9 protein-coding genes and 4 pseudogenes are annotated in these 11,027 nt (G+C 71.1%); 3 read left to right on the top strand and 10 right to left on the bottom strand.

The genetic code is table 11. From position 1 onward, the window contains the following. From E1258_RS35155 to E1258_RS24815, 9 genes and pseudogenes are all read right to left on the bottom strand, one after another. A partial coding sequence (locus tag E1258_RS35155) for an NAD(P)/FAD-dependent oxidoreductase (RefSeq protein WP_132405360.1) occupies positions 1 to 508 on the bottom strand: 508 nt, incomplete at its 3' end. Between the two features lie 37 nt (positions 509 to 545). Beyond that, a complete protein-coding gene (locus E1258_RS24840) occupies positions 546 to 1,406 on the bottom strand; it encodes an SAM-dependent methyltransferase (protein ID WP_132405358.1) in 861 nt (286 codons plus the stop codon). Next, positions 1,399 to 3,096 carry a GH3 auxin-responsive promoter family protein gene (locus tag E1258_RS24835; protein ID WP_132405356.1) on the bottom strand — a complete coding sequence of 566 codons (1,698 nt, stop codon included), beginning with the start codon at positions 3,094 to 3,096 and terminating at the stop codon, positions 1,399 to 1,401. The genes E1258_RS24840 and E1258_RS24835 overlap by 8 nt, the downstream gene beginning before the upstream one ends. Continuing rightward, positions 3,083 to 3,733: a hypothetical protein gene (locus E1258_RS24830; protein WP_132405354.1), complete on the bottom strand. Its 651-nt coding sequence runs from the start codon at positions 3,731 to 3,733 to the stop codon at positions 3,083 to 3,085. Before E1258_RS24830 ends, E1258_RS24835 begins: the two co-directional genes overlap by 14 nt. A 186-nt stretch (positions 3,734 to 3,919) precedes the next feature. Then, positions 3,920 to 4,411, bottom strand: coding sequence for an ester cyclase (locus E1258_RS35150; RefSeq protein ID WP_165949894.1), 492 nt, complete (start codon positions 4,409 to 4,411; stop codon positions 3,920 to 3,922). A gap of 468 nt (positions 4,412 to 4,879) precedes the next feature. After that, positions 4,880 to 5,194 (bottom strand): annotated as a pseudogene (locus tag E1258_RS35990) (acyltransferase family protein); the annotation flags it as partial. Between the two features lie 8 nt (positions 5,195 to 5,202). Then, on the bottom strand, positions 5,203 to 5,454 hold the full coding sequence (locus tag E1258_RS35145) for a hypothetical protein (RefSeq protein WP_243715666.1): 252 nt from the start codon (positions 5,452 to 5,454) through the stop codon (positions 5,203 to 5,205). Positions 5,455 to 5,571: 117 nt separating this feature from the next. Further along, a pseudogene (locus E1258_RS24820) lies at positions 5,572 to 6,471 on the bottom strand (LLM class flavin-dependent oxidoreductase); the annotation flags it as partial. Positions 6,472 to 6,715: 244 nt separating this feature from the next. After that, complete coding sequence (locus E1258_RS24815) at positions 6,716 to 7,672, bottom strand: sigma-70 family RNA polymerase sigma factor (protein ID WP_132405350.1); 957 nt, start codon at positions 7,670 to 7,672, stop codon at positions 6,716 to 6,718. Between the two features lie 271 nt (positions 7,673 to 7,943). Between E1258_RS24815 and E1258_RS35985 the strand changes: the two are divergent. Further along, positions 7,944 to 8,207 (top strand): annotated as a pseudogene (locus tag E1258_RS35985) (MFS transporter); the annotation flags it as partial. Here the strand turns inward: E1258_RS35985 and E1258_RS35980 are convergent. Then, positions 8,189 to 8,848 (bottom strand): annotated as a pseudogene (locus E1258_RS35980) (helicase); the annotation flags it as partial. The pseudogenes E1258_RS35985 and E1258_RS35980 overlap by 19 nt on opposite strands. Positions 8,849 to 9,453: 605 nt before the next feature. Between E1258_RS35980 and E1258_RS24800 the strand changes: the two are divergent. Together E1258_RS24800 and E1258_RS24795 are read left to right on the top strand one after the other, a co-directional pair. Further along, positions 9,454 to 9,774 carry an NIPSNAP family protein gene (locus E1258_RS24800; protein WP_132405348.1) on the top strand — a complete coding sequence of 107 codons (321 nt, stop codon included), beginning with the start codon at positions 9,454 to 9,456 and terminating at the stop codon, positions 9,772 to 9,774. A 210-nt stretch (positions 9,775 to 9,984) separates the two neighbouring features. Continuing rightward, positions 9,985 to 10,857: an SAM-dependent methyltransferase gene (locus tag E1258_RS24795; RefSeq protein ID WP_132405346.1), complete on the top strand. Its 873-nt coding sequence runs from the start codon at positions 9,985 to 9,987 to the stop codon at positions 10,855 to 10,857. Positions 10,858 to 11,027: the final 170 nt, after the last annotated feature.

The raw sequence follows: 11,027 nt of genomic DNA, 5'->3' as shown, positions 1-11,027 counted from the left end.
CCACCAGGCCGGCGCGGATCTCCTCCCCGCCGCCGGTCACCACCCCGGTCACCCGCCCGCGGCGGCGGTCGAACACCACCCCGCCCACCGACACCCCGTACCGCGTCCGGGCCGTGGCCAGGTCGGCGACCGCGTGACGCAGCGCCAGCTCGACGACGGCGCGCCGGCAGCCGAGCGCGACCAGCTCCTCGTCGCCCGGAACACGCCCCGGGGGGGACGGGGGCATGGCCGCGGTCAGGTCGAGCAGCACCGCGCCGGCCGCGCACGCCAGGTCCAGCACGTGCGGGGCCCGCGTGCGCAGGGTGGCGACGCCGCAGGAGGTCAGGGTGTGCGAGTGGGCGCGCTGTGCGACGGTGCCACCGGTCCATGTCGCCGCCTGCGGCCCGACCGGCCCGTCCCGCACCGGGCCTCCACGTTCCAGTACCAGGACCCGCTGGCCGTTCTGGGCCATGGCGAGCGCGGTGGCGAGCCCCGCCAGGCTGCCGCCCACCACGACGACGTCGATCATCCTGCCCCTTCCGCTGGCGTACGTGTCCGGCCGTCGGTCACCGCTCGTGGCGGCGTCCCCGGACGAAGAAGACCCGCCGTACGTCGGTCGCGCTGCGCGGCGGCACCGGGTCCGGCCACCTGCCGTAGTCGGCGTCGGGCTCGCCCGGCTGGATCGCCTCGGCGAGGACGCCGTGTCGCGCGAACAACTCCTCGGGCTCGTCGGTGCCGAACAGCCACGGGCATCCCCAGCTGGCGAAGACATCCAGCAGCCCCCGCATGTTCGGCAGGGTCAGCGCGGCCCGGTTCACCACGTCGGCGGCGATCAGACTGCCGTCGGCGCTCACCCCGCGCACGGCGTCGAGGACGCGGTGCACGTCGGGCTCGGGAAGGTAGTAGAGCAGGCCCTCCAGCAGCCAGATCGACGGCTCGTCCGGCCGGTACCCGGCTGCGGTGAGCTGCGCGGTCCAGGTGCCGTCGCGCAGGTCCACGCCGACGGGCCGCACGTCGGCCGAAGGCCGCGTCTCGCCCAGCACCGCCCGTTTGGCGGCCAGCACCACCGGCCGGTCGACGTCGAAGAACCGTACCGGGCGGGGCCAGTCGAGGCGGAAGGCGCGGGCGTCCATGCCGCACGGGGCGACGACCACCTGGTCGATGTCGGACTCGGCCACCGCCGAGATCAGCAGGTCGTCGAAGAAGCGGGTGCGGATCGCGTTGTAGTCCGGCGTGCTGGGCAACGTCCGGGCCCGCCCGGCCGGGAAGGTCACCTCACGGATCTGCGCGAGCAGCTCGGGCCCGACCTCGCCGGCGAACGCCTCGGCGTACGGATCCGTGTAGAGGCGGTCCGGTCGTCGCGTCTCGGCCGCACGCAGCGCCGCCGTCAACAGGGCCGTCCGTTCGATGGCACCGAGTTCAGACATGGCTCTCCTCGTCGATGTGCTCGGCACTGCCCACCAATGCCTGCCAGGTCGGCGGATCCAGGTACCAGACGCGGTCCTTCACCTGCGCCGGTCGCACGCCGGCACGTACCCGTTCGTGCCAGTCGCGCAGGAACGCCTCGCCGTCGAGGCGTCGGACCACCGGCGTGCCGAGTCGGCCCGCCGCCCGCGCGGCGCGGTACCCGCCGGACTCGCGGGACAGCACGGCGTCGAGCCGGCCCGCCAGGTCGTCGCCCTCGGTCCGGGTCCACGGCAGGTCCGTAGCGATCGCGAACTCGTAGCGACCCCCGTCGGCGGGGGCGTGGCAGGCCGCGTTGCGGGCCTCCAGGCCCCCGCCGTCGAGGGCGGCGGCGATCGCCCGGATCACCTGCGACTCGCGCAGGCGCTCGCCGTGCCGGTCCACCACCGTGTCGCGCCCGGCGTAGGCGACCCGGGGGGCGCCGTTGGCGAAGTCGACCACCCGCACGACGTCCCCGACGGAGTATCGGTACAACCCGCCCACGTGGCTGAAGACGACGTGGTACTCGCGCCCCGGTTCGAGTTCGTGCGGACGCAGCGTCTCGGCATCGGGGGTCACCGGCGTGTCGGCGTCCAGGAACTCGTACGCGGCGGCGGTCACCACGAGACCGCCCGCGCTGCCGTGCCGGTCCAGGGCCACCCCGACGGGCCCCTCGGAGGCGGCGACGGGCGCGGGGAGCACGGTCACCCCGACGCCGAACTCCTCGCGCAGGCGGGGCAGGTAGAGGCCGGCGAGGCCGGTGGTCCAGCAGAACAGAGCCTTCATCCGGGGCCAGACGTGGGCGGGGCGGACCACCGGGAAGCGGCTCGCCAGCTCGTCCAGCTCGCGGGCCCGCGCCGGGTTGCCCGGCCCGTACGGGCGACCGCCGAGCGTCCCGTCGTGGATCTCCCGGACGATGTCGGACCACCACATCCGCAGCTGGTACGGCAGCGCGGCGACCATCGCCGGGTTGATCCCGATCACGCACCGCACGTCGGCCCCCTCGACGGCGCGGCGCAGGCGCAGGTAGACCTTGTCCAGGTGGTCGGCCGGGTCGGCGAACGACGGAGTGCTCGCCCAAGGCGCGGCCGTGCCCGGCTCGGCCGACATCGGCTCGCCGAACACGGTGCCGAAGTCGACCTGGCTCGCGCCCAGGTGCGGGTGGCCCGCGGCGGTGGTGGCGACCACCGGCCGGGGGTCGTGCTTCAGGTTGAGCACGGTGTCTCGCCGGTCGATCAGCTCGGGAAAGTGCTCGGCCATCGGCGCCCACGCCGCGTAGAAGAACGGGAAGAAGCTGGTGCGCATGAAGCGGGCGGTGATCGGCACCTTCTTGTGCGCGCCAGTGCTTCCGCTGCTGGTGAAGTACAGGACAGGGTCGTCGCTGCTGAGCACCCGCCGCTCGCCCGCCGCCCCCCGCTCGATCCACGGTTCGAGCCCGGCGTAGTCGCGGATCGGCACCGCGCGGCGGTACTCGTCGAGAGTGCGGATCCGGGCGAAGTCGTGGGCCCGACCGAACGCGGTGTCGGCGTTGTGCGCGAGCAGGTCGGCGAGGACGAGCCGCTGGTGCTCGGCCGTGTCGCGCTGGGCGGCCAGCAGGCGGTCGCGCTCGGCGAACACCCGTTCCCGGTAGCGGCGCACGGTCTGGGCGGGCACCGAACTCTCAGGCGAGGACACTGGCCAGTTCCTCCCTGACCCGGCGCACGGTCGCGGGCAGATCGCCGCCCTCGTCGACCGTGCGCACCGGCAGGTGGCTCACCTCGTCGAGCATCACCTTGCGCAGATCGCCCTGGTAGGTCGCGAAGGTCGGCCACGCCGCGTCTGCGCCGTAGTGTTCGAGCCGGTTGGCCCGGGCACCGAAGCCGCTGCGCTGCCACGCGGTCCCGGCCGACACGTCCAGGTAGACCACCGCTTCGGGCTGCGGAAAGGTGCGCCACCAGCGGAACATCGGATTGTCGGTACCCAGGGCCAGCCGGCACTTCGCCAGAATCTTGTAGTAGTACGAGTCGATCACCAGGGGCCGCCCCCGCGCGGCGACCACCCGGTCGCGTAGGTGCAGCACGGCGAGCTGGAGCATGCCGACCATGAATTCGGCGGAATACGCCGTACCGAGCGCCGGCAGAACGTCGCTGACCAACTGGTGACGCATCCGCGAGACAAGGAGGTGTTCGGCCGACAGCTTGTCGTCGTCGACCGAAACCACCTCCCATGGCGACGACGTCGACAACGCCGACATGACCGACGACTTGCCGGCGTAGTCGGGACCAAGCAGGACTACGAATCTTTCGGCGGCTTTCTCCGCGGTTCTGCTCACGTGAAACCCTCACAACCGGGCGACGGGCGGTTTTCTAGCTGCCCAGCCGGACTGCACCGGCGGACATTCGTTCGCTTTATCATGCGTAGATCAGCTTAGGTAAATCAGAAACTGCAAGGTTCTCCCAACGTGCTCATGACGAATCGTCGGAGGCTCGTCCGGGGCCGTGGCGGGCGCTGTTCCCGTTCAGCCACGCAGTTGTGCCTGTAACGTCGGCAGGTCCAGCAGGCCCCACTGCTCGACGATCCGGCCGCGCGCCACCCGGCGCACCCGCACCTCGGCGAACTCGACCGTCCGGCCGGTCGGCGGCGCGCCCATGAAGGGGCCGTCGTTTGTCCCGCGGGTCAGGAAGTTCATCACGAACAGGTCACCCTCGGCGACGACGTTGAGCAGCTCGATGCGCCCGTCCGAGAAGCCGGTGAAGAAGCCCTGGGTGCGCTGCCGGTAGACGTCGATCCCGCTGGTCGCGCCATTCGGCTCGTGCGCGACGTAGGCGGCGGCGTCGTGCAGGGCCACCAGCCCGTCGAGGTCGTGCGCGTTGGCCAGGCGCTCGTACTCGCACGCGAGCCGGTGCAGAGCCCGCTCGCGGCCCGCGCGGGCCGCGTCGGCCCGCGCCGGGGTGCCGACCACACCGAGGGCCGCGAGGGCCGCGCCCAACCCCAGTGCCCGCCAATTCATCCGTCGGCCCGCTTCGACAGGTCGCGGACCCACCCGCCCTCGACGGCCGACGACGTGCCGGCCGCTTCCGATCCAGGCACGTTCTCGTATCTGTTCGTCATCACCGGATTCCTCGCAGGGGCTTCGCCCCGGCCGGCGATGGCCATGGGCGTCGCCGAGGTCCGCACGAGGCCCGTGCGTCCGGGATCGAGCATCACACCGGTGGTGGCCCCCCACTTCTTCGAGAATGCCCCGCTTGCGACAAGTCGAGCGGCACCGAGGGGGCAGCGCCGCCGACCCGAACGGGCAGTGGGCCCCACGCCGAGCGGCGCGGGGCCCACGAGGTACGGGATCACACCTGGACGGGAGTCTGCCGCCGTTCCGCCCGCATCCGGGGCGAGCTGGAGAACCGGCGGACCAGAGGCTGCTCGACCAAGCGAACACCTGGTAGGCGACCCACGGAACGACCAGGTTGCCGCCCAGCATGGCGAGGATCCAGTACTTCAGCCGGCCCGGATCGATCCTCCTGACCAGCATGATGAGCGCCGGGAACGCGGCGTAGAAGACCAGATCGACGCCGAGCGACCAACTCGGCGGGTCGACGCTGAAATTGGTGGCGAAGTCGGGTACCCAGGAGTGCAGCATCAGCAGGTTCAGCACGACGGTCGACATCGGCGTGGTGGCCGCGACGATCAGGACCATGGCCAGCAGCCAGGACACCAGGTAGTTGGGGTAGATCTTGACGAGTCGGCGCCGCCAGAACGAGCCGGCCCTGTCGTTCGGACGCGCCGACCAGGTGAGGATGAAACCGCTCAGGACGAAGAAGAACGTGACGCGCGCGCGCCCACGCCGCCTGCGGCGTTCGCCACGTGGTGCCAGGTCGCCAGGGCCTGCTTGTCCTCGGAGAGCACCAGGGCAGGGCTCTGCCGGGAAGTGTGGTAGATGAACACGACCAGTGCCGCCATCCAGCGGAGGCCGGTCAGCGACGGCAGCCGCGACGGCAGCCCGCCGGACTCCGCGTTGCCGACCCACGGCTGACGGGCGTCGACAAAGGAACTACTCATCGGGGCTCCTCTGGTTGGAGGGTGGGAAGGACGCCGGCGCGAACGCCGCCCGGCGGCGCAGCCAGCGCGCACCCGGCGCGGGAATCGGGACAGCCGGCCGGACGGGACCGCGCCGGATCAGGACCGCGCCGGAGCGAACACCTCGCAGATGGCCTGCAGGTTCGCGCGGAACGCAGCCGCCGGGACGCCCTTGCCCGACGCATAGAGCAACGGCTCGTCGTAGACGGTCTCGAAGGGCGCCCGGTACCGTTCGCGCGCCTCCTGCGGCGTGCCGAACACCGCGAGGACACCGAGCATCCGGTCCGGGACCGCGGCGGCCATCCCGGGTAGGTCGCGCCGGGCGAACGCCTCCCGGATCGCGGCCGCCGGCTCCTCGAAGCCGTAAAAGCGCAGCAGCGGATCGGCCGACCGGCGGGTCGCGTAGATGGCCACCTGCATGGCCGCGGCGCGGCGAGCCCGGGTGGCGTCGTCGTCCACCGCGGTGATCACCATGCCGCGGATCGGGACAGCCCCCTCGCGGCCGGCGGCTTCGGTGCCCTCGGCGAGTGTGGGGCGCACGTACTGCTCGACGAAGGCGGCGCTGCACATCGGCATGCCCACCAGGCCATCCGCCACGGCGCCCGCCTGCCTGAGCAGCGGCCGGCGCCCGCCTGCCAGCAGGATCGGCAGCGTGTCGGCGCCCGGCGGCGGCAGCGTCGGATCGGCGTCGAGGTGGCAGCGGTAGAACTTGCCCTCGAAGGCGACGGGCCGCTCGTGCACCCGCCACGCCTGACGGACGATGTCGACGATCTCCACCAGCCGGGCCACCGGGTGCGGCGCGTCCAGGCCGTGCCACTGCTCGATGACCTGGGGATTGCCGGTGCCCAGCCCCATCGACACGCGCCCGGGGGCCAGCTCGTCAAGGGACCGGAAGTCGGTGGCGAGCATGATGGGGGTACGGCCCAGCGCCCAGGCAATCGACGTGCCGAGCCGGATCCGTTCGGTGACGGCGGCGACCGCGGCCAGCGACACCACGGCGGACGTAGAACTCGCTCGACCAGAACGACCCGAAGCCGGCGCGCCCGGCGAGGCGGGCGGCCTCCACCACCAGCGGTACGGTGCCGCCCACGACGGCTACTCCCGGAATCGTCGATTCTGCATGGCACGCCCCTCCGGCCTCGCTGTGCGCAGGGTCGATCACCGCGACTGGGCCGCGGTGTCGTCGTCGCTGATGGCGAGGCGAGCGTAACGAAATCGACGCAGCCAGAGTTCTCCCAGGTTGCTATGGCAACAGCGCAGGCAGACCGTAGTGGACGAACAGCGCAGGGTCCTGGAACACGGTGTTGCGGACGATCCCGTCACGACTCGTCGTGACCACCTGCAGGCTGTGCGCCACGTACCGGCCGTCGGCCTGCCCGGTGTACGCCGCCAACGCCATCTGACCGTTGGACGGCGTCAGCAGCATCCGCCAGTCGGTGCCACGCGCGGCGAACACCCGGGCGATGAATCCGCCGTAGGCCGCCGGCCCGCGGTACCAGTTGCTGAACGGCGGCATCTCCAGCACCACGTCCTCGGTGAGCAGCCGGGTCAGACCGGCGATGTCGGCGCTCTCGAAGGCCTTCACGTACTGGTCGAGCAGGGCCCGCCGCTGCGTGTCGGCAGGTTCCGCCAACTCCTCCTCGTCGACGCCGAGCTCGGCGAGGCGGGCACGGGCCCGTTGCAGGCCGCTGTTGACCGCCGCGACGCTGGTGTCCAGCATGGTGGCCACCTCCGCCGCGCTGAACTCCAGGACCTCCCGCAGGATCAGGATGGCGCGCTGCCGGGCCGGCAGATACTGCAGGGCAGCGACGAGGGCAAGCCGTAGCCTGCCCCGGCTCAGCAGGGCGGCTGCGGGATCCTCGGCGATCATCGCGTCGGGAAACGGCTGTAGCCAGGCCTCGGCCCCCGGCGTCAGCGGCTGCGTCGGATCGTCGGCGGGTGCGCCCAGCCCCGACGGCAGGGCCCGCCGATCCCGGCTCTGCAGTGCCGTCAGACAGGAGTTCGTGGCGATCCGGTACAGCCAGGTGCGCATCGACGCACGTCGGTCGTCGAAGCGGTCGTACGCGCGCCAGGCGCGCAGGAAGGTGTCCTGTACCTGGTCCTCGGCGTCGTGGAAGGAGCCGAGCATCTGGTAGCAGTGCGCCAGCAGTTCACCCCGGAAGATGCCCGTGCGCTCCAGGAAGTCCTCGCTCACGGACATGATGACCGCCTCCTCCGCCGGGTCCCACCGGCCGTGCCGTAGCGCCGCGTTCAAGGTTATCCGCCGGGCGGGCCCCGGACCGCAGGTCCGCCGCCGTGTCCCGAACTTCCTGCGCCGGCGGCGATGAGTCCGGGGCCCTCCGCCGGTACGTACTCAGGAGCCGCCCACGCGCGGCAGTTCGAGCGGAGAGGAGAACCACCATAACCGGTGTCGGGGCGCAGCCCCAGCACGCCCCCCGCAGGCTGCCGAGTCGCCGGGCAGGCCCTGGCTGATGCTCACCGCGGTGCTCGTCGGCCAGTTCATGGCCCTGGTCGACGTGCTGATCGTCAACATCGCGGTGCCGGCCATCGGCAGCGACCTGCACGCCTCCGGCGCGGAGCTGCAACTGGTGGTCGGCGGGTACACGGTCGCATACGCCATGCTCCTGATCACCGGGGCCCGGCTCGGTGACCTGTTCGGCCGGCGCCGGATGTACCAGCTGGGGCTCACGATGTTCACCCTCACCTCCCTGGCCTGTGGCTTCGCGCCGACCAGCGGCTCGCTGATCGTGCTGCGCTTCCTCCAGGGCGCCGGGGCGGCGGTGATGGTCGGAGCTGCGGAACACCCAGGCGCTGGCACCTCGACACCGACGTTGATGCCGTACGCCGGCAGGTCGCGGTCATAGCGGAAGCTGTCCGGCAGGGCCTCCAACTGGAATGGGGTGGTGGCGAGGCCCGCGACCTCCAGCTGCGCTTCATAGAGGTGCGAGTCGGTCACACCTCCGCGCGACTTCTCCGGGCTGGTGTTGACCAGCTGTACGACCAACTCGGTGTCCCGGTGCCAATCCTCCACGTCGACCCGAATCTCAGCGGTCAGGCCGGGCGCACCTACCGCGGCGAAGGCATCTCGTAGCTGCTTCGCGCCGAAGATGCCACCGTCGACGCCGACCACGACGGAGATCTTCTCCTCGACAGGACCGGTACGCCACCAGCGCCGGTCCGGGTCCGGACCATCCTTGGGGTCCTTGACCCAGGCGCGGGCCCGCACCGTCACCGTCATCGACCACGGCGGGGCCTCGGCCGGACGGAACCGGATCCCGAGCGCACACGGGTCGGGCCGCTCCGATCGGTCGTCACTGGTGCCCTTGCGCACCTCGTCCTCGCAGGCGAGCCGCCCCAGCCAGAACGTCCCCGACGGGCGCTCACCGACGATTTGGACATCGGCGTCGCTCAGCCACGGCAGATGCACCCCGGCTGTCCCGACCTGCTTGCCCCGCTTACGTTTCGCCGAACCCTTGACCGGCTTGACCGGCCGACCCCGCCCCGGCAGGTCATCCGTCGAAGGGGCCATCGAGGAATTGCCACTGTTACGCGAGACCAGCCGCTTGATCCGCTCCAACTCGCTGCGCAACCGATCCAGCTCGGCATCCCGATCGGCAAGCCGCGCGGCCTGATCGCGCACCAACGCGACCAACTCCTCACGCGACAACGCCTCCGAGTCAAGCACCCACCGGGACCATCAGGAGACGGACATCACGGCAAGGACTCCGCCCGCGTGTCCAGTGCTGCAGCACGCGGCAGGGGTGAATGTTTACTCGGGCGCGGCGGCGGCCGCATGCGGCACGCACGAAGAGGACTACCCGCCGCGCCGCGGCTAGGCTATCGAGCAGAGCGCGCAAACCCCTTCGTTTCGCGGGTCGGAGGCGCTATCGCCTGCATCGGTCGAGCAGGGATCACGACACGAACCGCGCAAAGGAGCGAACCCAGCATGATGCACGAACCGCGCAAAGGAGCGGACCCAGCATGATCTACGAGCTGCGCGAATACTCTGCGGTTCCCGGGCGTATGCCGGCCCTGATACGCAGGTTCAACGAGCACGCGCTGAAAGGGCTGGCCAAGCACGGGATGGAGGTCGTCTTCATCTCCCTGACCGATTTCGGCACGAACACTATGAACGAAATCGTCTACGTACTGCGGTTCGACTCCTACGACGAGCTCGAGCGCAAGTGGAAGGCCCTCCTCGCCGATCCGGAGTGGGTCGAGGCCAAGAGGCTCAGCGAGGCGGACGGCCCGCTCGTCGCATCGCTGGGGCGGCGGATCCTCACCACCTCGCCGTTCGAGTAGAGCAGGTGGTGGTCGCGGCCCCGCCAGGCGCGTTAGAGCCGACGGCGTACGACGCGACGGTTGCCGGCCGCGGCCGGGCCGTACCGCTTTTGTGACCAGCGCCAACTGCCGCAACGTCAGATGTGGTGACGGCACGGAACCTTCTCTCATCCTTCGGCGCCGACCAGACCACGCCCACCGTAACCAGCGATCACCTCACGGAGAGACACCATGACCGAGTTGAAGATCCTACAGGGGAGAGTCGGCCAGAGCGCAATATTCATCGCCTGCTCCCGGCGCATGGAAAGCCGCCGCCCAGACGCGCTGTTCCATGACCCGTTCGCCGAGGCGATACTGGAGATCCTCGCCGACGACCCCACGATGGCCAACATCGCCGCCGCGATCGGCCAGAGCATGGACAGCGACGAGAAGTTCAACACCGAGTACTTCGCGGTCCGCACCCGCTTCCTGGACGACGGCATCCAGAAGGCACTGCGCAACGGGGCCCGGCAGGTCGTCTCCCTCGGCGCCGGCTTCGACGGACGCACGCTGCGGCTAGACTGCCCGGACGGCACCGACTGGTACGAGGTCGACCTGCCGGAAGTGGTCGAGCCGAAGGCGGCGCTGGTCACGCTGTCCGGGCTGGCACCGACGTGCACCCGCCACGACGTCGTCGCCGACCTGTCCGGCGACTGGGTGCCCGCACTGCTGGCCGCGGGCTTCAACCCGGACCGCCCCACGGTTTGGCTGCTGGAGGGCCTGGTGTTCTACCTGACCGAGGACGCCGTCGAACGGCTCGTGAACACGATGACCGCCCTGTCCGCGTCGGGAAGCGCGCTGCTGCTGGAGCACCTGGCGATCGGGATGCTCGGTGAAGCGGGCCGGAAGCTGCGGGCGCTGAACCTGACCTACGGCATCGAGTGGATCTCCGCCCGCGACGACCTCGCGCCCTGGCTGGCCGGCCACGGCTGGGCCGTCGAGGTCTTTGCCCACGACGACCCGCGGATCGGGCACGGCCGTAAGGTGGCGGAGAATCCGGCGATGTGGCTGGCCAGCGGCGTACTGACCGGCTCCGCGCCGGCTGGCGCGGCTGCGAAGCCCTGACTCGGGCACGACGCCGAACACACAAACACTGAGCCCCATCCTGGCAGGCAGGACGGGCTCAGTGTCTTCGGCGCGGATCCGCCAGGGCGGTGGATCCGCCAGGCGGTGGATGCCCTGGGGGGTCGCGTCGAACGAGGGTCCGCTGCCGCGCTCGCGGCCGTCCGCACGGC

Origin of the sequence: Micromonospora sp. KC207 (assembly GCF_004348615.1) — a bacterium.
Lineage (GTDB): Bacteria > Actinomycetota > Actinomycetes > Mycobacteriales > Micromonosporaceae > Micromonospora.
This window is presented reverse-complemented; position numbering and strand designations above follow the sequence as displayed.